The 22,826-nt window shown below is 55.6% G+C and carries 19 protein-coding genes; all 19 read left to right on the forward strand.

The window, feature by feature from the left end:
• Positions 1 to 26: 26 nt before the first annotated feature.
• Positions 27 to 1,244 carry a glutamine-hydrolyzing carbamoyl-phosphate synthase small subunit gene (gene carA / locus I6J23_RS08695; protein ID WP_204583030.1) on the forward strand — a complete coding sequence of 406 codons (1,218 nt, stop codon included), beginning with the start codon at positions 27 to 29 and terminating at the stop codon, positions 1,242 to 1,244.
• Positions 1,245 to 4,718 (forward strand): carbamoyl-phosphate synthase large subunit, encoded by a 3,474-nt coding sequence (carB, locus tag I6J23_RS08700; protein WP_204581728.1) that lies wholly within the window; start codon positions 1,245 to 1,247, stop codon positions 4,716 to 4,718.
• A 54-nt stretch (positions 4,719 to 4,772) separates the two neighbouring features.
• A complete protein-coding gene (gene pyrF, locus I6J23_RS08705; RefSeq protein WP_204581730.1) occupies positions 4,773 to 5,795 on the forward strand; it encodes an orotidine-5'-phosphate decarboxylase in 1,023 nt (340 codons plus the stop codon).
• 205 nt (positions 5,796 to 6,000) lie between these two features.
• Entirely contained in the window at positions 6,001 to 6,327 is a 327-nt protein-coding gene (mihF, locus tag I6J23_RS08710; RefSeq protein ID WP_012731628.1) for an integration host factor, actinobacterial type, read from the forward strand.
• 3 nt (positions 6,328 to 6,330) lie between these two features.
• Entirely contained in the window at positions 6,331 to 6,906 is a 576-nt protein-coding gene (gene gmk / locus I6J23_RS08715) for a guanylate kinase (RefSeq protein WP_204581732.1), read from the forward strand.
• Positions 6,903 to 7,190: a DNA-directed RNA polymerase subunit omega gene (gene rpoZ, locus I6J23_RS08720; RefSeq protein ID WP_012731626.1), complete on the forward strand. Its 288-nt coding sequence runs from the start codon at positions 6,903 to 6,905 to the stop codon at positions 7,188 to 7,190. The genes gmk and rpoZ overlap by 4 nt, the downstream gene beginning before the upstream one ends.
• A 151-nt stretch (positions 7,191 to 7,341) precedes the next feature.
• Positions 7,342 to 8,640 carry a bifunctional phosphopantothenoylcysteine decarboxylase/phosphopantothenate--cysteine ligase CoaBC gene (coaBC, locus tag I6J23_RS08725; RefSeq protein ID WP_412523830.1) on the forward strand — a complete coding sequence of 433 codons (1,299 nt, stop codon included), beginning with the start codon at positions 7,342 to 7,344 and terminating at the stop codon, positions 8,638 to 8,640.
• 112 nt (positions 8,641 to 8,752) lie between these two features.
• Entirely contained in the window at positions 8,753 to 9,955 is a 1,203-nt protein-coding gene (gene metK, locus I6J23_RS08730; protein WP_204581736.1) for a methionine adenosyltransferase, read from the forward strand.
• 79 nt (positions 9,956 to 10,034) lie between these two features.
• Complete coding sequence (locus I6J23_RS08735; RefSeq protein WP_204581737.1) at positions 10,035 to 12,161, forward strand: primosomal protein N'; 2,127 nt, start codon at positions 10,035 to 10,037, stop codon at positions 12,159 to 12,161.
• 123 nt (positions 12,162 to 12,284) lie between these two features.
• Positions 12,285 to 12,821, forward strand: coding sequence for a peptide deformylase (def, locus tag I6J23_RS08740; RefSeq protein ID WP_046202283.1), 537 nt, complete (start codon positions 12,285 to 12,287; stop codon positions 12,819 to 12,821).
• Positions 12,821 to 13,858 carry a methionyl-tRNA formyltransferase gene (gene fmt / locus I6J23_RS08745; protein ID WP_204581740.1) on the forward strand — a complete coding sequence of 346 codons (1,038 nt, stop codon included), beginning with the start codon at positions 12,821 to 12,823 and terminating at the stop codon, positions 13,856 to 13,858. The genes def and fmt overlap by 1 nt, the downstream gene beginning before the upstream one ends.
• Entirely contained in the window at positions 13,855 to 15,429 is a 1,575-nt protein-coding gene (locus I6J23_RS08750) for an RsmB/NOP family class I SAM-dependent RNA methyltransferase (protein ID WP_204581742.1), read from the forward strand. The genes fmt and I6J23_RS08750 overlap by 4 nt, the downstream gene beginning before the upstream one ends.
• Before the next feature lie 9 nt (positions 15,430 to 15,438).
• A complete protein-coding gene (rpe, locus tag I6J23_RS08755; protein WP_204581744.1) occupies positions 15,439 to 16,218 on the forward strand; it encodes a ribulose-phosphate 3-epimerase in 780 nt (259 codons plus the stop codon).
• 29 nt (positions 16,219 to 16,247) lie between these two features.
• Positions 16,248 to 17,291: a bifunctional diaminohydroxyphosphoribosylaminopyrimidine deaminase/5-amino-6-(5-phosphoribosylamino)uracil reductase RibD gene (ribD, locus tag I6J23_RS08760; protein ID WP_239454892.1), complete on the forward strand. Its 1,044-nt coding sequence runs from the start codon at positions 16,248 to 16,250 to the stop codon at positions 17,289 to 17,291.
• A 96-nt stretch (positions 17,292 to 17,387) separates the two neighbouring features.
• Positions 17,388 to 18,095 carry a riboflavin synthase gene (locus tag I6J23_RS08765; RefSeq protein WP_412844627.1) on the forward strand — a complete coding sequence of 236 codons (708 nt, stop codon included), beginning with the start codon at positions 17,388 to 17,390 and terminating at the stop codon, positions 18,093 to 18,095.
• Positions 18,096 to 18,213: 118 nt separating this feature from the next.
• A complete protein-coding gene (locus I6J23_RS08770; RefSeq protein ID WP_204583031.1) occupies positions 18,214 to 19,506 on the forward strand; it encodes a bifunctional 3,4-dihydroxy-2-butanone-4-phosphate synthase/GTP cyclohydrolase II in 1,293 nt (430 codons plus the stop codon).
• A 100-nt stretch (positions 19,507 to 19,606) separates the two neighbouring features.
• A complete protein-coding gene (gene ribH, locus I6J23_RS08775) occupies positions 19,607 to 20,086 on the forward strand; it encodes a 6,7-dimethyl-8-ribityllumazine synthase (RefSeq protein ID WP_204581750.1) in 480 nt (159 codons plus the stop codon).
• Between the two features lie 132 nt (positions 20,087 to 20,218).
• Positions 20,219 to 20,704 carry a PH domain-containing protein gene (locus tag I6J23_RS08780; RefSeq protein WP_318744380.1) on the forward strand — a complete coding sequence of 162 codons (486 nt, stop codon included), beginning with the start codon at positions 20,219 to 20,221 and terminating at the stop codon, positions 20,702 to 20,704.
• Positions 20,705 to 20,707: 3 nt separating this feature from the next.
• Positions 20,708 to 22,825, forward strand: a complete 2,118-nt coding sequence (gene uvrC / locus I6J23_RS08785) for an excinuclease ABC subunit UvrC (protein WP_204581753.1) — start codon at positions 20,708 to 20,710, stop codon at positions 22,823 to 22,825.
• Position 22,826 lies beyond the last annotated feature (1 nt).

Raw genomic sequence — 22,826 nt, forward strand, 5'->3', positions numbered from 1 at the left:
GTACATCGCCCACATCGCTACACACGATCGCCTCTCCTTCGTCTCATACCGACGCTCAGTCGGGGAGTCTTCCTGCCATCCTCGTTCTTGCTGATGGTCGTGTTTTCCGCGGTACATCTTTCGGTGCCACAGGCCGTGCGCTTGGCGAGGCCGTCTTCACCACGGGCATGACCGGTTACCAGGAGACGATGACGGATCCCTCCTATCGTCGTCAGCTAGTGTGCGCGACCGCGCCACAAATCGGAAACACCGGGTGGAATGATGAAGACGATGAGTCACGTGGATCTACCATCTGGGTATCCGGGTTGATTATCCGTGACCTTTCCACCCGCCCGTCTAATTGGCGGAGCAAACGTTCCCTTGAGGACGAAATGGCGTCACAGGGAATAATCGGCATTAAGAACGTCGACACGCGTGCATTGGTTCGCCATCTGCGCAACAAAGGATCGGTCAACGCCGGAATCTTTACTGGGGATGAGGCCACGAAACCCGTCGACGAGCTTTTGTCGGTTGTTAACGAGATTCCATCAATGGCTGGCCAGGATCTTGCCGAAGAAGTGAGCACCAATGAGCCTTATATTGTCGAGCCCGAGGGAACGTCGTCGCAGTCAAATACTCTGACCGTCGTCGCCTATGACATGGGAATTAAGACCAATACGCCGCGAAACTTCTCGCGACGTGGCGTTAAGACAGTTGTTGTCCCGGCGAATACCTCATTCGAGGATATCCAGAAGTACAACCCTGATGGGGTGTTTATCTCCAACGGTCCGGGGGATCCATCGACGGCGGACATCATGGTCGACATCGTCCGTCAGGTTCTTTCAGAGAAAATCCCATTTTTCGGAATTTGTTTCGGGAATCAGATTTTCGGGCGAGCACTCGGTTTAGACACCTACAAGCTCAAGTTTGGTCACCGCGGAATTAATGTCCCAGTTGTCAATCTCGCCACGGGACGCGTATCTATCACCGCTCAAAACCACGGATTCGCATTGCTTCCTCCGCATGCTCATGATGCGTCGGAAAAACTCAGTACTGAAGAGCTAACAGCCAGCTTCGATACTCCATTCGGGCCTGCTCACGTCACCCACATTTGCCCTAATGACAACGTGGTAGAAGGCGTCGCTCTTAACGACGGGCGAGCTTTCTCTGTGCAATACCACCCGGAGGCGGCTGCGGGTCCCCATGACGCGAATCCGCTTTTCGACCAGTTCGTGACCGCTATGCAAAAAGGAAAGGCCAAGTAAATGCCACGCCGTACGAACCTAAACCACGTGCTGGTCATCGGGTCTGGCCCTATTGTCATCGGACAAGCATGTGAATTTGACTACTCCGGAACTCAGGCATGTCGAGTCCTCGAACAAGAAGGACTCCGCGTCACCTTAATTAATTCGAATCCAGCGACCATCATGACAGATCCTGAGTTCGCGGATCATACTTATATTGAGCCCATCGATCCCGAATACATCGAAAAGATCTTCGAAAAAGAAGCTGCCGAAGGGCACCCCGTTGATGCTGTTCTTGCCACACTGGGCGGACAGACGGCTCTCAACGCCGCAATTCAGCTTGATCGGCGCGGAATTCTGGCCAAACACCACGTAGAACTCATTGGTGCTGATATTGAGGCTATTGAAAGGGGAGAGGACCGGCAAAAATTTAAGGATATCGTCGAAAAAATTGGTGGCGAGTCGGCTCGATCGCGGGTATGTCACAACATGGAGGAAGTTCATGAGACCGTCGCTGAGCTTGGCCTCCCTGTTGTCGTTCGCCCCTCGTTCACTATGGGCGGCCTGGGGTCTGGCCTTGCCTACACCTACGACGACATCGACCGCATTGCCGGAGGCGGATTAGCAGCCTCACCAGAGGCCAATGTGCTCATCGAAGAATCCATCCTGGGATGGAAAGAATATGAGCTCGAACTCATGCGGGATGGCAACGATAACGTCGTCATCGTATGTTCAATCGAAAACGTGGATGCGGTAGGAGTTCATACTGGTGACTCCGTCACTGTTGCCCCTGCGCTTACGTTGACCGACCGTGAGTTCCAGGTCATGCGTGACCAGGCCATCGCAATTCTGCGCGAGGTAGGTGTCGATACAGGCGGTTGTAATATCCAATTCGCGGTCAACCCTGACAATGGCCGCATTGTCACCATCGAGATGAATCCACGCGTGTCGCGTTCATCGGCCTTGGCATCGAAGGCGACCGGTTTCCCGATCGCGAAAATTGCTGCCAAGCTGGCGATTGGATACACCTTAGATGAAATTCGCAATGACATTACCGGTGTGACCCCGGCGGCGTTTGAACCTACATTGGACTATGTCGTCGTCAAGGCTCCTCGCTTTGCGTTCGAAAAATTCCCCGGTTCCGACGACACCCTGACCACGTCCATGAAGTCGGTGGGCGAAGCAATGGCATTGGGGCGCAATTATATTGCGGGCCTGAACAAGGTTCTTCGTTCCCTCGAGAACAAAGAAAGCGGCTTCTGGACATATCCCGACGAACACTTTGCTGGTGAATCGGCTAAGGACAAAGCGGCAGTCGTCGATATGCTCCGTGTGCCCAAAGAAGGACGCGTGTACCTCGTCGAACTCGCTCTTCGGCTGGGGGCCAGCGTCGATGAGGTCCACGAAGCTTCCGGCATTGACCCTTGGTTTATCGCTGAAATCGAACAACTTGTGGCTTTCCGTCAAGAGCTGGAAACTGCGCCGGTTCTCACCGAAAATCTATTACGTAGAGCAAAGTACCTCGGGCTCTCTGACGCGCAAATCGCCAGTGTGAGGCCCGAACTCGCTGGAGAGAATGGGGTGCGAACACTACGGTGGTCCCTCGGCATCCGCCCGGTATTCAAAACAGTGGATACCTGTGCGGCGGAGTTTGAGGCAAAAACTCCGTATCACTACAGCGCGTATGAACTCGATCCAGCTGCTGAAAGTGAAGTGACTCCTCAAAGAGAGAGAGAAAAGATCCTTATTCTCGGCTCCGGCCCCAATCGCATTGGCCAGGGGATTGAGTTTGACTATTCGTGTGTTCACGCGGCATTGGAACTCTCACGCATCGGCTATGAGACGGTCATGGTTAACTGCAACCCAGAAACGGTCTCTACCGACTATGACACGGCTGACCGTCTCTACTTTGAGCCGCTGACCTTTGAAGATGTCATGGAGGTCTACCACGCCGAATCCGAGTCGGGAAATGTGGCAGGCGTCATCTGCCAGTTGGGCGGGCAGACACCGCTAGGCCTTGCTGAGCGCCTCAAAGAGGCCGGCGTTCCGGTTATCGGAACAACTCCCGAGGCCATTAACCTGGCGGAAGACCGCGGTGAGTTCGGAGGCGTCCTCCAACGCTCTGGACTTCCGGCACCGGCATATGGAACAGCGAAGAATCTCGATGAAGCCCAGGCGGTCGCGTCGTCAATTGGCTATCCAGTGTTAGTCCGACCGTCCTACGTGTTGGGTGGCCGTGGCATGGAAATTGTTTATGATGACGACTCTCTCGCCGACTATATTTCGCGGGCAACCGAGATTACCCACGACCACCCCGTCCTTGTTGACCGCTTCTTGGACAATGCCATTGAAATCGACGTTGACGCTTTATGCGATGGTGATGAGGTTTATCTCGCCGGCGTTATGGAACACATTGAGGAAGCCGGTATTCACTCGGGCGACTCGGCCTGCGCTATTCCGCCCATGACCTTAGGCACAGAGGATATAGACACTGTCCGACGGTCCACGGCATCACTGGCTCGTGAAATCGGTGTTCGAGGCCTCATGAACGTCCAGTTCGCACTGAAAGATGACACTCTGTATGTCATCGAAGCGAATCCTCGAGCGTCGCGGACGGTGCCCTTCGTGTCCAAAGCGACCGGTGTTCCATTGGCGAAAGCCGCTGCCCGCATATCTGTCGGTGCCACACTCCATGAGCTGCGCATGGAGGGAATGATCCCCACTGACCACGACGGCGGTTCACTCCCGCTGGATGCGCCGATTGCCGTCAAGGAAGCGGTGTTGCCGTTCCGGAGATTCCGGCGGCAGGATGGTTCTCTGCTGGACTCGCTCCTGTCCCCAGAGATGAAGTCAACTGGTGAAGTCATGGGGCTTGACCGGGCGTTCGGTGCAGCCTATGCAAAGTCACAGGCTGGGGCTTACGGACGCCTTCCTATATCAGGCACGGTGTTTGTGTCGGTTGCCAACCATGACAAGCGGACCATGGTTTTCCCCACCCAACGTTTAGCTACGTTAGGGTTTTCGCTTCTAGCGACAGAAGGCACCGCGGGGATGCTCCGGCGCAATGGAATCCCATGTGAAGTCGTCGCGAAGCAATCGCAAGTCCATGAAGATAACCCCAGCGTCGACCATGTTGAAGTGGGAACCGTTCACCGGGATAAGGAAGGCCGCCGGTCCATCGTCGACCTTATTTTGGATGATCAAGTTGACCTCATCATCAACACACCAGCCGGGAGTTCTGGTGCGCGCCACGATGGTTACGAGATTCGCGCGGCAGCTTTGAATGCTGAGATTCCCTGCATCACGACGGTTCAGGCGGCAGTCGCAGCAGTCCAAGCCATCGAATCCATTCATGGCATCTCTGAGACGGCTCCGAAGGAACACGGGAGCGGTGGACAAGGAAACCCGCAGCCAGGTCAAGACGGTGCTGAAGAAGATGATCACAAGCCAAACGCATCGCTGATGGTGGCAGCAATCCAGGATCTTCATGCGTGAGCTGCCCACCCCGTCAGCGAAGCTCGGCAGAAAGGCTCGTGAGAGAGAGTAAATATGTGTGTTCCACAGCCGTCGACGTCGTCCTCGGCGGGCGATTCAGTACCGGCAGGTCAAGAGCCATCTGTGTCTAAGTATGTCCCCCGTGGGCATTCTTCATTTGCTGATCGCCTTGCCGCAGCAGCTCTGAATCGTTCGCGGTTATGTGTCGGGATCGATCCTCATCCGGGTCTACTTGCCCAGTGGGGACTTCCTGCCACAGTTAATGGGCTCGAGAGCTTTACTATGCGATGCGTCGAGGCTTTCGGCACAGCAGTCGCTTTGGTTAAGCCGCAAGTCGCCTTCTTCGAATCGTACGGTTCACGCGGCTTCGCAGTATTGGAGAAGGCGATCGCTGCCCTCCACGAGGCAGGGACACTTGTTCTTGCCGACGCCAAACGCGGCGATATTGGTTCAACGATGGCGGCCTACGCCGATGCCTGGCTAGGGGAGACCTCGCCGCTGCGATGTGACGCCGTGACCGTCAGCCCTTATACCGGTTTTGGCGCACTCGAGCCTGTGCTGGACCTTGCAGAGCGTCAAGGACAGGGCGTGTACGTCTTGGCAGCGACCTCGAATCCGGAGGCTGAGACTCTCCAATCAGCGCGGATTAGACGCTCGCGTAATTCGCAGCGTCAGGACCAGCGTCGTCCCTCACACAATGCCGACGACGGCGACAGCGTCGCTCAACACATCGTCGACGAATGTGCTGCGCGTAATCAGCTGTATCGTCGCAAAACTGGTAGCCAATTCGGAAACATCGGTGTCGTGATGGGGGCTACCTTAGGACTACCCACACAGGGATCAGACGCGGTACGTAGGGCTCCGGATCTGTCTGCCCTCAACGGCCCTGTCCTTCTTCCTGGGGTAGGGGCTCAAGGGGCGAGTGCGGATGATGTCCGTCGCCTCACGACACACGTCGAACCCCTAGCTTTCCCCAATATATCGAGGGCAATATTGAAACATGGCCCAGATATAGGTAGCTTGCAGAGGGCTGTGGAGGCGAATGCCCAGGACTACCCCGGTATGGTGTTAGAATGACTCGCGTTGTCTCAACCAGGGGCAGACTTAACTTTGACCTGGTCAGCGTCTATAGTCTTTGGTGCTGTTTGCCAGGCTCACTATTTGCGAAGTTGGTCGGGTGCTTCAATGAACCTGGAGACAATTACGCGGTCAACTTGTGACCCGCACCGAAACCCGAACATCAGTAAGTGAAGTATTCATCGATTGACATTACGGAGGAACCGTGGCCCTTCCCCAGTTAACGCCCGAACAGCGTGCTGCTGCACTCGAGAAAGCTGCTCAAGCTCGCAAGGCACGTGCCGAGCTCAAGGAAAAGCTCAAGAAAGGTGAGACCGACCTTCAGGCAGTGTTGAAGAAGGCCGACGAGGACGAAATCCTGGGCAAGATGAAGGTCTCGGCTTTGCTTGAGGCGTTGCCAAAGGTGGGTAAGGTTAAGGCTCAGGAAATCATGAAAGAGCTGGAAATCGCCCCGACACGTCGTTTGCGTGGCCTAGGTGAGCGTCAGCGTCGTGCTCTGCTAGAGCGCTTTGGCTTCGACCCGGAGAAATAAACCTTGACAACAAATCGTGGCAATCTGGTGGTTCTCGCGGGACCCAGCGCAGTAGGAAAGTCCACAGTGGTTCATCGTCTGCGTACAACGGTGCCCGATTTGTACTTCAGCGTGTCTATGACGACACGGGCCCCCCGCCCCGGCGAGGAAGATGGTGTGGATTATTTGTACGTCTCCGACGACGAATTCACCCGCCATGTTGAAGCCGGGGACATGTTGGAGTGGGCTGAAATTCATGGCGGTCTTCAACGTTCTGGCACACCGGCTGGCCCCGTCCGTGACGCTCTTGACAGCAACCGCCCAGTCCTCATCGAGGTAGACCTAGAGGGTGCTCGGAATGTGAAGAAAACTCTTCCGGAGGCTCACACCGTTTTCCTCATGCCACCTTCATGGGAGGTTCTCGTCGAGCGTCTGACTGGTCGGGGCACTGAACCGCCGGATGTCATTGAACGTCGCCTCGAGACCGCCCATAGAGAGCTGGCTGCCAAGGATGAGTTCGACCACATCGTGGTTAATGACTCCGTGGACAACGCTGTTCGCGCTATTGCCGCACTACTCACGGCCGAAAGGACATCGTGACTACACCTAATTTGGCTTCTGTCAATGACGACAACGTATTTGACCCACCGGTAGGTATTACCAACCCACCGATTGACGAGCTACTGGGCAAGGTGTCGTCAAAGTACGCCCTTGTCATCTTTGCTGCTAAGCGAGCTCGCCAGATCAATGACTACTTCAAGAGCGTCGATGACTCGGTCTTTGAGTTCGTTGGCCCACTTGTCACCCCCGAGCCTGGTGAGAAGCCGCTCTCGATCGCTCTGCGTGAGATCAACGACGGCCTCCTCGACCACACCGAGGGCTAAGAGTTCTACGGTGAGGGCCAGCGGGTTACATGTGGCGGGTAAACGCTATTCCCACGTGTTTCCGCTCGTACTCATCTCATCATCGACCTAGCATTCCGCTGTATCACACCACCCACGGTGTGATCAGCGGTTTTTGCATAGCGACAGCTGAATTGAGGAAGCAGTGAAGATCGTTCTCGGTGTTTCAGGTGGAATTGCCGCGTTTAAATCCTGTCACGTCGTCCGATTACTTAAAGAGCAAGGCCACGACGTTCACGTTATTCCAACGGCAACTTCGCTGAAGTTTATCGGATGTGCAACGTGGGAGGCGCTCTCTGGGAATTCTGTCTCGACCTCTGTTTTCGACGGCGTCCCCGAGGTTCGGCACGTCAGTATTGGGCATACCGCCGAGTTATTCGTTGTTGCTCCGGCAACGACCGATGTAATCGCTCGCTTAGCTCATGGCCGGGCCGACGATCTCCTCACGGCCTCCGCATTAATGGCGAGGTGCCCCGTCATTGTTTTCCCCGCAATGCATACCGAGATGTGGACTCACCCGGCGACACAGGCCAATGTGGCAACTCTTCGCCAGAGAGGAGTTACTGTCGTCGATCCTGCACATGGGCGTTTAACGGGGCCTGATTCTGGTCCGGGCCGCTTTGCTGAGCCTGAGCAGGTGGTCAACTTGGCGTTGTCCGTAGCCCGACGGCAGAGTCAGTTTCCTCGCGATTTAGAAGGGCGCCGAGTCCTCATCACCGCAGGAGGAACGCACGAGAACGTGGACCCCGTGCGCTTCGTCGGTAATCGGTCATCTGGGAAACAGGGGTTTGCTCTGGCCGAGGTTGCCGCAGCTCGTGGCGCCGAGGTGACTGTTATCGCGGGCGCTACGCACGAGCTTCCTACTCCGCTTGGCTCTGAGGTTGTTCGCGTGGAATCGGCCAGGGATATGTATAGGGAAGTCGAGAAGCGCGACGAGGACGCGGATATTGTCGTGTGCGCTGCAGCTGTTGCGGATTACCGTCCAGCCGAAGAAAAGGGTTGGAAGATGAAGAAATCCGCAGACAAGGAGTCGACTTCCCTCACGACGTTGTCGATGGTGGAGAACCCAGACATCCTCAAAAGCGTTGTATCTCGTCGGCAAGAACGAACAACCCGACCCGAGCACGCAGGGCAGGATGAAAGTTCGACTCCGAACAGCACGAGGCCGACCATCATTGTTGGTTTTGCTGCAGAGACGGGGGACCCGAACCACACCCCGTTAGAGCACGCTCAGTTAAAGCTGAAGGATAAGGGCTGTGAATTATTGGTCTGTAATGACGTAGGCCAGGGGAAAGTGTTCGGGCGTAATACGAACAGAGGCTGGGTCTTGTCACGAGACGGAGAGGTCACCGATATCCCGTCGACATCGAAGTTTGGCTTAGCGGATTCAGTGTGGGATGCGGTTGCGAACTACGGGGGCCGCGTGCGCTAAGCTACATACGGATTTAGACAGCTTGGTCTATTATATCGGTAGCCAACACAGTATCCAACAAAACATCTAATAAAATACGTGGTATCGCCACCTCATCAAGGAAGAAGGAACCGTGACTCAACGACTATTCACCAGCGAGTCTGTCACCGAGGGACATCCAGATAAGATTTGCGACGCAATCTCCGACTCAATTTTGGACGCCATGCTCGCAGTGGATCCCGACAGCCACGTCGCTGTAGAAACCGTCGTGACGACAGGACAAGTACATGTCGTCGGTGAAGTTCGGTGTCGCGGATACGTAGAAATTCCAAGCCTGGTTCGGCAAACCCTCCGGAACATCGGCTTTCTATCCTCCGATATGGGTTTCGACGGGGCAACATGTGGTGTATCCGTCTCCATTGGTGAGCAGTCGTTAGAGATCGGCGCAGGTGTCGATACCGCACTCGAAGCGCGCGACGGGGCAGAGGTCGAGGACGATGACCGTGCAGGCGCTGGCGACCAAGGCCTCATGTTCGGATACGCCACCAACGAGACCCCCGAATATATGCCGTTGCCGATCGCTCTTGCGCATCGCCTCGCACGGCGTCTCACGGCAGTGCGCAAAGACGATATCGTTCCGCATCTTCGTCCGGACGGAAAAACGCAGGTCACGCTCGCGTACGACGATGACAATAACCCGATTCGTATTGACACCATCGTTATTTCCACGCAGCATGATCCGGGCGTTTCTCGACAATGGCTGGAAGAACAGTTGCGCACGAATGTCATCACCCCAGTCATCAAGGACGCCGGGGTAGAGAACCTCGTCGACGATGAACTCACCCTATTGATCAATCCATCCGGTTCCTTCGTCGTCGGTGGACCTATGGGCGACGCCGGTCTCACAGGCCGCAAGATCATCGTCGATACTTACGGCGGTATGGCCCGGCATGGTGGCGGAGCGTTCTCCGGCAAAGACCCGAGCAAGGTTGACCGCTCGGCTGCCTACGCCATGCGGTGGGTCGCGAAGAACATCGTTGCTGCTGGACTAGCGGATCGGTGTGAGGTCCAGGTCGCGTACGCTATTGGGCGCGCAAATCCGGTGGGCTTGTATGTCGAGACCTTTGGCACAGAAAAAGAGCCGATCTCAGCAATCCAAGAAGCCGTACATAAGGTCTTTGATCTCCGGCCAGCGGCGATTATCCGCGAACTGGATCTCAAGCGGCCAATTTATGCGCAAACCGCCGCATATGGCCACTTTGGTCGAACAGATCTCGATCTGCCGTGGGAGCGGTTGGATAGGGTAGATGACCTCAAAGCCGCGATTTCACGGTAAGTAGCGCGTTAAATACATGAGCCGGCCAACCACATTTAGTGCGAAGTGGGGTAGTGGACGACTCCATTAAGATGTAGCCGTGTCTATTTCGCCCCATACCCCTGCACCCGACCGCCCTGTGGCTCGGGTGCTTCCCCTTCTCAAGGTGGCGCACCTCGACCGCGAATTCGACTACCTTGTTGATGCAGCCGTCGATAGGGACGTCAAACCTGGGGTCATGGTGCGGGTCCACTTTTCAGGTCGGCTCACTGATGCGCTGGTGTTATCGCGCGAGAATGAGTCCGATCACGCTGGTCGTCTTTCGTGGATCGATCGGGTTATTAGCCGCGAAGTCGTTGCGCCTGAAACATTCCGGAATCTGGTTTACACCTTGGCGCAGCGATACGGCGGATTGCGGTCGGACATTATTCGGTCTGCCATTCCCCCCCGTCATGCCGCTGCAGAAAAAGCAGCTCTCGAAGCTATAGAGCACGGCGATGATCCATGGTCGTCTGCCACTGACTACGAGAACAGTGGCACCGACACCAGCGACCCCGCGGATAACAACACCGACGACAACGCAACCCTCGATGAGGCCTGGTCGCGTTACCGGTTCGGGCCATCATTTGTGAATGCCGTGCTGCGCGGCGAGACTTCCCGGGCAGTATGGCAGATCGCGCCGGGGGATGAGTGGCCCATGCGCATTGCGCAATTGGCAGCACAGACCGCTCGTGATGGGGGCGGGGTTCTCATCATTGTTCCTGATCAGCGGACCATTAACCGGTTATCCCACGCCTTTAAAGAGGTGCTCAGCGCCCGCCAGTGGACGCAATTAACCGCTAGCTTGGGACGTCACGCCCGATACCGCCGATTTATCGATATTCTTCACGGCGTCAATCGAGTGGTAGTCGGCACTCGAGGAGCAGCTTTCGTTCCCGTCAAAAATCTGTCCCTCATCGTCATTCTCGACGACGGCGACGACAATCTTGTCGATCCGCGTGCCCCCTATGTCCACGCCCGTGAAGTGTTGACGCTGCGTGCGAGTATTGAAAAAGCAGCGATGATAGTGGGGAGCGTCGGAAGAACCGCAGAAGCTCAACTCCTCGTCGAATCCGGGTGGGCGCACAATTTGGTGTCATCACGGGAGGCTATCCGTGCCGCCATGCCCCGGATTCGCGCCATCGGCGACACCGACTTTGAACTGGCGAAGGACCCGGCGGCGAAACGTGCTCGAATTCCGCATGTTGCTTTTGAGGCGATACGGTCTAGCCATCGTCGGGGGCGGTCTGCACTCATCCATGTCCCTCGAAAAGGATATGTTCCGACGCTGGCATGCCAACGCTGCGGTGAGCCAGCGCGATGTCGATACTGTAATGGGCCATTGGGACTACCGGGGCAGACGGCACCGGAAACTGCTACGCCCCATACTGGTGAGCAAGCGTCTGATGCGGGTTACCCAACGTGTCGCTGGTGCGGACGGCCTGACCCTTCTTTTCGCTGTGACAATTGTGGCTCGACAAGGATCCGTGCGGTAGTTGTTGGGGCGGACCGCACTGCTGAAGAATTGGGACGCTCATTCCCCGGTATCCCCGTCATCGTCAGCACGGGGGACAACATAGTCACATCTATCCCGGACGAACCGAGCCTCGTGATTGCTACACCGGGTTCTGCTCCCGTCGCCGAGGACAAGAAATTTGGGACCGCGGTCATTCTGGATACGTGGTCGGAGTTGAAGCGTGAAGATGTTCGTGCTCATGAAGAGGCGCTTATGTCCTGGCTCGAGGTCGCGTCCTTGGTCGAGTCGCATAACGACGGGGGAGAAGTCGTTGTGGTTGCTGATGCACAGGCCCCGGTGATCCAGTCCTTGATCCGATGGGACCCCATCGGTGCTGCCTCTGTCGAGTTGGAGCACCGTCGGGAAGCTGGGTTTTCGCCCGCTGTGCATATGGCTGCCATCGATGGAACAGAGCAAGATATATCGCAATTTAGGCGTCTCATTGACGTTCCCCCGGATTCTCAGTTTCTCGGCCCAGTTCCGCTGCCACCAGGAATAGACCCGCCTGCTAACACTCCAGCACACCTCTGTCTTCGCTTACTCATACGAGCGAATGCGAGCCATGGACCACTTGTCTTGGGTTCAGCGCTTCGTGCTGCACGAATTAAAGCCGCAGTGAATAAGGTGGACTTAGCGATTCGGGTGATCGTGGACCCCATCCACATCGGCTAAACTATGACCGCGTTTGAGTCGTTCGTGAGTGGCATCATCCTCACTCGCTTACTGTCGTAAGCGATCTTCACCGCATTGTCGTTAGTTGTCGTTAATTGCCGCCGTTGGGAGTGTTGCGTCGTTATAAGTCTTCGTCGTATCCGAATTTTTGGAGACCCCGTATTGACAACACCGGCAGAACCGGTCACCGACTTTGACGAGCCATTGCGGATCCTCGTCGACGACATGATGGAAACCATGGATCACTACCGTGGTGCCGGTCTTGCCGCGAATCAGGTAGGGGTTTTGCGGCGGGTCTTCGTCTATAACTGTGGGGGCAGACGCGGTCACATCGTTAATCCGGTGTGGGAACACGAGGGCGATGAAACCCAATATGGGCCGGAGGGCTGTCTTTCTGTTCCATCGATCCACGCCGATACTCGACGATGGATGAACGTTTCCGTCACCGGGCAGACTGTCGACGGGGACCCCGTGTCATTTTCGGCCGACGGTATTCTGGCACGCTGCATCCAGCATGAAACCGATCACCTCGACGGGGTGATGTACATGCGCAGGCTGGAGCCAGAGATTCGTAAAGAGACGATGGCGCAAATCCGTACCGCCGAATGGTTCGCACACCCTGAGCTAGCATACCGCGACAAAGATGGAGTGAAGAACTAATGCGCGTTGTTTTTGCAGGAACCCCGACGCTGGCAGCGACTGCTTTACAAGCACTGCTTGATTCACATCACGACGTCGTTGCCGTCTTAACGCGTCCCGATGCTCCTCGGGGTCGTGGCCGTCGGCTCTATCCCAGCCCTGTTGCTGAGCTCGCCGAAGCGCACGACATCCCTGTCATTAAGACTTCCACGTTAAAAGACGCGTCGGTTATTGATTCCCTCGCGGAATACAAGCCGGACTGCATACCCGTCGTCGCTTATGGTGCTTTAGTGCCTCCAAACGTACTCACGCTACCTCGGTGGGGATGGGTCAACCTGCACTTTTCGCTGTTACCTCGTTGGCGAGGTGCAGCTCCTGTGCAGCGCGCCATTGAAGCGGGGGACAAGGAAACAGGCGTGACCGTCTTCCGCATTGAGGAAGGGCTGGACACGGGCGACATATTTGCGTCGGCACCCGCCGACATCCGTGACGATGACACTACCGGTTCACTCATGGAACGGCTGACCAATCAGGGTGCCCAGGTTCTCGTCGACACTCTGGACGCTATCGAGAATGGATCGGCAACACCGACACCGCAAAGTGACGACGGTGCGACCTATGCCAAGAAGATTTCCACTGAGGACAAGCGCATCGACTGGAATAAGCCAGCATTGACGGTCGACCAGGTAATCCGTGCGGTCACACCTGATCCCGGAGCATGGACACTGCTTGGGGACGACCGAATCCGCGTCGGAGCCGTACGACCTATTACCGATCCACGGGACCCTATCGAAAAGTCGCTGTCTTTAGCGCCCGGAGAGATTGCGTGGAAAAAGAACCGCGTGTGGGTGGGAACCGCGGATTATCCTGTGCAACTCGGCTCTGTCCAGGCGCCAGGTAAAAAGATGATGGAGGCCGGAGCGTGGGTGAGAGGCGCGCACCTTGCCAATGGCCTCGACAACGATAAGTCGGCTCAGAATAATTCAGCTCAGAGCAATCCAGCAGAACGAGCTGAATCGTACGATGACACACCGCATGAAGGGACGCGTTTTCAATGAGTGGAGGATTTCGTTCGCGCAGTGAATCAGCGCGTCATCTCACGTCTGATGCCAAGGGGGCGAAGCAGACACCGTCGGATAGAGGAGCGTCGCACCCGGATAGAAAAACGCAACAGCAACGGCGAAATCGCCAGCGAAACGACAGTAACAAGCGCCACCAGCATCAACGGAATTCGTCAGGTGGGAGTAAAGCGAATAGAACACCTGCACGTGAGCACCATCGGGATATACCACGCTATGTTGCGTGGCAAGCACTTTTCCGCGTCGACACCGAAAACGCCTTCGGCAACATCATTCTTCCGTCGCTCATGAAGGATTACGGTCTGACGGGTCGGGATGCAGCATTCATTACCGAGTTAGGTTACGGATCATTGCGGGCTCAGGGGCTGGTGGATGCAGTGATCGGTGAGTGCTCTAGCCGTCCCCTCGAAGCCATCGATCCCGCTGTCATTGCCGTGCTCCGCTTGGGGACGTACCAACTTTTACGGATGCGCGTTGGCAATCACGCTGCGGTCAATACTTCAGTGGATTTATGTCAAGAGGTCGATCAACCGAAAGCTAAGGGATTTGTGAATGCCGTTCTCCACTCCGTCGCGCAGCGCACAGAATCAGAGTGGATAGATCACCTCACTCACGATGCTGATCCGTTTGAACGCTTGGCTCTGGCAACAGCTCACCCCGAGTGGATCGTCAAAGTTTTCCGGGATTCACTGGGTGACTATGCCATTTCCGAATTATCTGATGCGTTAATTGCTGACGATGCGCGACCGCGTGTTCACCTCGTCGCTCGTCCTGGCGAGATCACTGCGGAAGAGCTGGCACTCGTAACCGGTGGTGAGCAGACTTCATATTCTCCCTATGGCGTGGTTCTCGAGGAGGGCGATCCGGGCGCTATCCCCGCTGTTCGAGAGGGCATGGCTGCGGTGCAGGATGAGGGGTCCCAGCTGATCGCCCGTGCTGCCGCCGAGGCACCTCTTGAAGGAGATGAGACAGGTCAGTGGCTTGATTTTTGCGCAGGTCCGGGCGGAAAAACTGCATTGATGGCGTGCCTTGCGCGCATTGATGGTGCCCACGTTGATGCGGTCGAACCTGTTCCTCACCGGGCGCGGTTGGTCGAAAAAACAACCTCTGGTCTTCCCGTGACAGTCCATACAGTTGATGGGCGACAGTCTGGCCTCGACGCGCATTATGATCGCACGCTGGTTGATGCTCCATGTACAGGACTCGGGGCGCTACGACGTCGGCCCGAAGCGCGTTGGCGAAAGTCCCCGGACGACGTCCCCGGGCTCGTTTCGTTGCAACGAGAGCTGCTGGCTGCGGGGGCTGAACTTACTCGCCCCGGTGGAATAGTGGTGTACTCAACGTGCTCGCCTCATCTCGAAGAGACCGTCAAGATTGTGGACTGGGCAGAAAAGAATTGCCCACTTCAACCTTTGGATACCGTCGACTATATGTGCGGAATGCAACACTGCCGCGCTGGCGAGAATGCTGTCCAAATGTGGCCTCACCGCCACGGAACGGACGCGATGTTCGTTCAAATTTTCCGCCGGAGCGCGACGCCAGAGCGGTAACATGTTGCCATGACATCACGACTGGAACCATCCGCTGGGGTATCCACACAGGCCACCCCACTTATCGCCCCATCGATCCTTTCAGCAGACTTCGCCCACCTCGCACGGGACCTTGACGCAGTTTCTCACGCTGACTGGATCCATGTGGATGTGATGGACGGTCATTTCGTGCCGAATCTCAGTTTCGGGTTGCCTATTGCACAAGCGGTTGCGCGAGAAACTCAACTCCCTCTGGATTGTCATCTGATGATTGACGATCCTGAGCGATGGGCTCCCGACTACGCCGAATTCTATTCCGTCACTTTTCATGCCGAAGCGGTCGATAACATCGACGCCGCTATCGCGTTGGCACAGACATTGCGCGCGGCAGGAACTCGAGCGGGAATTAGTATTAAGCCGAAAACACCAGTTGACGAGGTTCTCGCGCATCTAGACGAATTCGACATGGTTCTAGTCATGTCAGTGGAACCTGGATTCGGTGGCCAGACATTTATGCCAGAGGTTCTCGGCAAAGTACGCGCTCTGCGTCAACGCGCAGATCAGATGTGGGCTAGGGAGACAAGCGATGGTAGAGGGGATGGCCGCTGTCTTATTGAGATCGACGGTGGGATATCCACCGACACTATTGCTAGCGCCGCCGAAGCCGGTGTTGATGTTTTTGTCGCTGGATCGGCGGTGTACAAAGCCGATTCTCCCAACGCTGCCATTGATGAACTTCGTGAGCATGCGCGTGCGGGGTATGCGTCGGCGCACCGCGGGCCTCACACCTTCGCCGGACATCAGAAATAATGCACAAGTCGACGCCATCCCATGGTGACATGATCGGCCAGCACCCTGTGAACGTTATCGAACACGCCATGGATCGGGCTGCCGAGCTTGGATGGGAAGCGAAGGGAACGACTAGTCCAAATCCGCCGGTAGGAGCTGTCATTATTGATGCCGACGGGCGGATTGTTGGCCAAGGACATACACAACCGGCAGGTGGCCCACATGCCGAAGTCATGGCAGTTCGAGATGCTGGCGATGCGACCGTGGGCGCTACTGCCGTCGTTACTTTGGAGCCTTGTGCTCACACCGGTCGGACTGGCCCATGCACTGACGTGCTCCTTGCCGCTGGGATATCCACAGTCGTGTATGCGGTGCCCGACCCGAACCCGGTAGCTCATGGTGGGCACGCGGTTTTAACCGAAAAAGGTCTCACTGTCATAGGTGGCTTTCGTGCTGCTGAAGTGCGTCAGGGAGCGCTACGTTCGTGGCTGCATCGTATAGCTACTGGTCGGGCAATGGTTACCCTGAAAGTTGCTGCCACCTTGGATGGCCGTGTTGCAGCGCCTGATGGAACATCACAGTGGATCACTTCTGTCGACGCTCGTAACTATGTTCATCGCGACCGCGCTACCCGCGACGCTCTGATTGTCGGGACGGGGACCGTTATAGCCGATAACCCACGCTTGACGGCGCGCACACCAGACGGGACTCTCTACGCGCATCAGCCGGACCACGTGATCATTGGCTCCCGCCCCATTTCGGACGAAGCGAAGATATTCGCACACGCACGGTCGCAGCGCTTTAATACCCACGATCTATCCCACGTTATTCAGGACCTCACTCAGCAGGGATACGTCGATCTCCTCATTGAGGGCGGACCGACAGTGGCTTCTGCTGCATTAGACCAGGGGATTGTTGACCACATTCACTGGTACGTAGCACCGAGCATCCTTGGCTCCGGGCTGCCGGCAATACAGATTCCTCACGTATCAACTCTCACCGATAGGCATAACTTCACCATCGAGCACATTACTCAGCTCGGCCCTGATCTCCTCATCGACGCTCATCGTCACGCTGAATCGTCGCTGGAGTGAATTATCAGAGTGAATTACCAGCAGGCTGAGTCGTTCTAATCATGATCGGAATGCTTATGGACAGAAAGACAGACGCAGAAAGATAGAATGGCAATCGTGTTTACTGGCATCGTTGAAGCTCTTGGAACAGTCGTAGCTATTGATCGAGGAGCAGAATTGCCCTCAGATCAGGCTGGGGACCCGTCGTCGAATAAAGAACGAGATACTCCCGATTTCATCAGGATTACTGTTGATGCACCAGGAGTCACCGATACCCTCAGTAGGGGAGACTCCCTCGCAGTCAACGGTGTGTGCTTGACTGAGGCTGGTCATGAGGGAACGGCGGTAATCATGGACGTTATGGGCGAAACTCTTGATCGCACAACCCTGGGCGATATTCGCCCCGGTGACCAGGTCAACCTTGAACGGGCAGTACAACCATCACAACGTCTCGGGGGGCATATAGTTCAAGGCCATGTCGATGGAACAGCCCGGTTGCTCTCACGAGATCCTCACGATCGATGGGAGGTATTCCGTTTTAGTCTCCCATCAGATTTAGCTCGATATGTTGTTGAAAAGGGATCTATCGCGGTCAGTGGAACATCACTCACCGTCTCCGCGGTGGCACCTCCCGATACTGCCGACCCGTGGTTTGAGGTCTCATTAATCCCGACCACCCTGCGGGATACGATCCTCGGCTCACTCAGAGTGGCCGCCCCGGTCAACATCGAGGTCGATATTGTGGCTAAATACATCGAACGCAATGCCAATGTCCGGGGTTACGTCCACGCGTTGACCGATCCAGCAGATCAGCAGTCGAAATAATAGAAGACGGAAGCTAGAAAAGACGATGGAACAACATGCCGTGACTACACAACATAAAGATCTCGCACAGCCCCAGAGTCATTCCCCTTATCAACGCTCTGATTCTCAGGATTCACATATGTACCGTGGGAGTATCCAGCTCAACACCGTTGACGAGGCTATCCGCGACATCGCAGCAGGCAAGCCAGTGATCGTCGTCGATGACGAGGATCGTGAAAACGAAGGCGATATGATCATCGCCGCTGACCGTATTACTGCGACGTCGCTCGCGTTCATGGTGCGGTATTCATCGGGGTATGTGTGTGTCGGAATGACTGACGACGACGCTGACCGGTGCGATCTCCCGCCCATGGTTACCCGAAACCAGGACAAGAAAAGCACAGCGTATACAGTCACAGTTGACGCGGCAGAAGGCGGAACCACCGGCATTTCAGCCACTGATCGTGCACACACCATTCGATTACTGGCGTCTCGTGATTCCGGGCCCGGGGATTTCACACGGCCTGGCCATGTGGTCCCTCTTCGAGCCCGACCGGGAGGAGTTCTTGTTCGTGCCGGGCATACCGAGGCTGCCGTTGATCTGGCGCGGCTTGCTCACCTCAATCCTGCCGGGGCACTCTGTGAGGTAGTGAGTGAAGAAGATCCCACTACCATGGCACGAGGACCCGAGCTACGTCGGTTCGCCGACGAGCATTCGCTCGTGATGATCTCCATCGACCAGCTCATTGCTTACCGACGGAACACGGAGCAACTCGTCGAACGCGTTGTGGAGACCACGCTTCCGACGTCGTATGGCCGTTTTACCGCCATCGGATATAGAAGCGTCATTGATGGACTAGAGCACGTAGCCCTCGTCGTCGGTGACCCTTCTGATAATGGTGGGGAAGATGTCCTCGTAAGAGTCCACTCTGAATGTCTCACCGGAGATGTTTTTGGCTCGCGCCGGTGTGACTGTGGCGATCAGCTCCATCAAGCAATGGAAGAGGTGTACAAGGAGGGACGCGGCGTCGTCCTATATATGCGTGGTCACGAGGGCCGGGGGATTGGTCTTCTGAACAAGTTGCAAGCCTATAAGCTGCAAGATGACGGTTATGACACTGTTGATGCCAATATTGAACTAGGTAAGCCAGCTGATGCTCGTGAATACGGGACCGGATCGGCAATATTGTCCGACCTCGGTGTCAAATCCATGATCCTCTTGTCCAATAATCCGACGAAACGAGCGGGGCTGAAGGGGCATGGCTTACGAATCAGTGGTCGTCGAAGTATTGAGGTCAATGTGTACCCCGAAAACCTCAACTATCTTCGCACTAAGCGTGACAAGATGGGTCACGATTTACCTAGTTTAAATGCGTGGGAGGCAGCTCACACCCCAGGGCACACCGAGCCTTCTGACAACCTGCACGATTAAAGGCGCATCAGGTCTACGTCTATCCTCCGTACTGTGAACGCGGACACCAACTCGCGCCAGCGCATGTCACTCCCGCACATACCACCGAAAGGAATAACTCATGAGTGGCGAGGGAAGCCCCACCATCACCATCGAACCCGGATCTGCACACGGACTCCGTGTCGCCATCGTTGTCTCGGAATGGAATCGAGACATTACCAATGAATTAGCATCTCAGGCACGACAAGCAGGGGAGACAACCGGGGCAGAGGTCACCGTCATTCCGGTTGTCGGTGCACTCGAAATCCCCGTCGTCGTCAAGAAAGCCACCCAAGCGTATGACGCGGTCGTAGCCCTGGGCTGTGTCATCCAAGGGGGAACGCCCCACTTTGACCACGTATGTAACGCGGTGACATATGGATTGACGAAAATTGCCGTGGAGACAGACATACCCGTGGGAAACGGTGTTCTTACTTGCACCACTCATGAACAAGCCGTCGACCGGGCTGGTGGCCCGACAGCGCATGAAAACAAAGGTGCTGAGGCCATGATTGCTGCCATTCATACTGCTCAAACACTAAAAAAGATGAAAGTGGATTAAAAGAGCAACCCCGCAGTGTTCTGACTACAGAGGCAGTATCCACGAACAGCATCCACACCGAGTACAAATTCGGTAACAGTGAAGAAAAAAGGTAGGGTCGGAGCCGTGAGTAATGGTGTGAGCGAAACGAACATGTCTGAGGACTACCTCGCATATGACACGCCCACCACGAGCACCGCACCATGGGAACTCGTAGTGACGTCCACAAAATTAAAGCAGTGGACCTGGGCCGGCGTCGTTGTCATCATGGCCATTCACATCTTCATGGCCCTGGTCGTCCGTGTCGGTTACACAGGTGCGGCGGTGACCACTGTGGATCAATGGTCTTTCATTGGGATCGGCATTATCTTTTCTGGAATATGGATGCTGGGACTACGCCCACGGGTCCGAGTCAATAAAGACGGAGTAGAGGTACGTAATTTCCTTAATCCTCAGTTTTATCCGTGGGAGATCGTGCACGGTTTAAGTTTCCCGAAAAACTCACGGACTGCGCGGTTAGAACTCCCAGATTTCGAGTTCGTGTCGATGTGGGCTTTCCAAGCTGCCGACGGTAACCGAGTTGTCGACGCCGTTAACAATTTCCGCTTACTAGAAGACGCCTACCTTCCGGAGGACTAGCCTGTGGCCAATCCCGCCACATATCGCCCGGCAGCAGGGACAATTCCCACCGAGCCGGGAGTGTATACATTCCGGGATCCAGAAGACCGAGTGTTATACGTCGGAAAAGCCAAGAATCTTCGGGCTCGGTTATCTAACTACTTTCAGACACCCGAGCATCTCCACCCGCGAACGCGTCAGATGGTATTTGCCGCGTCCCAAGTTCGATGGACAGTGGTTGCCTCGGAAGATGAGGCTCTCAACCTCGAATACACCTGGATCAAGCGGTTTAACCCGCGATACAACGTGGTCTTTCGTGACGATAAGAGCTATCCGATGCTCGCGGTATCTCAACGAGAGCGGATCCCACGTGCCTGGGTCTACCGGGGACCACGCCGGAAAGGCGTTCGTTATTTCGGTCCTTTCCCCAAGGTATGGGCTGTCCGAGAATCCCTCGAATCACTCACTCAAGTTTTCCCGGTAAGGACTTGCTCAAAAGGTGTGTACCACCGCCATGAGCTCCTGGGGCGACCCTGTCTTCTGGGCTATATCGATAAGTGTTCTGCACCGTGTATTGGCCGTATTTCCGAAGAAGACCACCGAAAATTAATTACCGGCTTATGCTCTGTTTTTGCAGGTAATTCCCGCGAAATCGTTAAGAGCTTGACCGCTGATATGGAGGCGGCAGCTACAGAACTCAATTTCGAGAAAGCTGCACATCTCCGCGACGATATTGAAGCGATAAAAGCTGTCTCGGAAAAGCAAGCCATTGTGCTCCCCGAGGACACAGATACTGATTTAATCGGAGTGTCCGCAGATGAACTGGAAGCCGCTGTCCAGATTTTCACTGTGCGACGGGGGCGAATCCACGGCCAGCGTGCATGGGTAGTGGAGCGTAGTGGTGATTCGGAGGATTCAATCGGCGCGCTCATTCGTGAGTTTCTACTGCAGTACTACAGCGATGAAGTCGAACGCGCTCAGGAGACCACAGAAAACACAACAGCTGTTGAAGGCTCAAGAGTTCTCGATGATGTTCGCCAACCGGTTCCGCGCGAGGTTCTTGTCATGGAAGAGCCCGAAGACATCACACAGATCGGTGAGTATTTGTCGGGGTTGAGGGGCGCGCATATTGACATTCGTGTTCCTCAACGTGGTGATAAAAGAGCCCTCATGGACACCGTCGTTCGCAATGCCGCAGAATCCTTGCATCAGCACAAACTGCGGCGAACTGGAGACCTCACGGCTCGTAGCGCTGCAATAGAAGCAATCCAAGAAAGCTTGGGTATGGCAGAGCCACCGCTTCGCATCGAGTGCACCGACATTTCCCACCTCCAGGGAACAGACGTCGTGGCTTCCCTGGTCGTTTTTGAAGATGGGGCTCCGAAAAAATCGGACTACCGCCGCTACAAAATCAAGGAAGCAGCAGGAGAGGGGCATTCAGACGACGTTGCGAGTATTAAAGAAGTAGTTCGCAGACGATTTTTGCGGTACAGGAAGGGCTCCACGGAGGTCCCCGACGACGGCGCTGTAGCGGATAGTATCGCGGCTGAGGAAAGCAGGCTGGCTCCGTCTGAGGTGGCTGAGGTGGATACCAATGCTGACCTGGCCGATCCGTCGGCAACCAAACGCTTTGCTTATTCTCCTCAGCTTTTTGTGGTCGACGGTGGTGCACCTCAGGTTAATGCAGCTCAAGAGGTGTTAGATGAGTTGGGAATTACCGACGTCACCTTGTGCGGTATAGCGAAACGTCTTGAGGAAGTGTGGCTACCGCATGAGGAGTATCCGGTGATTCTTCCACGTCGCTCCGAGGGGTTATATCTCTTCCAAAACATCCGTGATGAAGCACACCGCGTGGCAATTACGTACCAACGGTCGCGACGGACGGGGCGGCTGCGTCAATCAGAACTGGACAACATCGCCGGACTGGGTGAGAAACGCAAGGCTGATTTATTAAAGACGTTCGGCAGTGTGGCGCAAATTAAAAAAGCGAGTATTGATGATCTAACAACTGCTAATGGCATTGGTCCGGCACTAGCTGCGTTGGTGTATGAAGGCCTACACGGAAAGCCAGATCGGGATTCTGACGTGCCGAATAGCGTCCCGAAGGATCCCGGCCCGAAAAATAGGAACCAAAACAAGTAAA

The organism is Corynebacterium kroppenstedtii (assembly GCF_016894245.1).
Classification (GTDB): Bacteria; Actinomycetota; Actinomycetes; order Mycobacteriales; family Mycobacteriaceae; genus Corynebacterium.

What these genes read in the sequence shown, in the direction of transcription:
- I6J23_RS08770 (WP_204583031.1), top strand. Translation starts at nt 18,214, where the DNA reads ATGTACCGTGGGAGTATCCAGCTCAACACCGTTGACGAGGCTATCCGC.
- carB (WP_204581728.1), top strand. Translation starts at nt 1,245, where the DNA reads ATGCCACGCCGTACGAACCTAAACCACGTGCTGGTCATCGGGTCTGGC.
- fmt (WP_204581740.1), top strand. Translation starts at nt 12,821, where the DNA reads ATGCGCGTTGTTTTTGCAGGAACCCCGACGCTGGCAGCGACTGCTTTA.
- I6J23_RS08780 (WP_318744380.1), top strand. Translation starts at nt 20,219, where the DNA reads ATGTCTGAGGACTACCTCGCATATGACACGCCCACCACGAGCACCGCA.
- pyrF (WP_204581730.1), top strand. Translation starts at nt 4,773, where the DNA reads ATGTGTGTTCCACAGCCGTCGACGTCGTCCTCGGCGGGCGATTCAGTA.
- ribD (WP_239454892.1), top strand. Translation starts at nt 16,248, where the DNA reads ATGATCGGCCAGCACCCTGTGAACGTTATCGAACACGCCATGGATCGG.
- rpe (WP_204581744.1), top strand. Translation starts at nt 15,439, where the DNA reads ATGACATCACGACTGGAACCATCCGCTGGGGTATCCACACAGGCCACC.
- ribH (WP_204581750.1), top strand. Translation starts at nt 19,607, where the DNA reads ATGAGTGGCGAGGGAAGCCCCACCATCACCATCGAACCCGGATCTGCA.
- I6J23_RS08750 (WP_204581742.1), top strand. Translation starts at nt 13,855, where the DNA reads ATGAGTGGAGGATTTCGTTCGCGCAGTGAATCAGCGCGTCATCTCACG.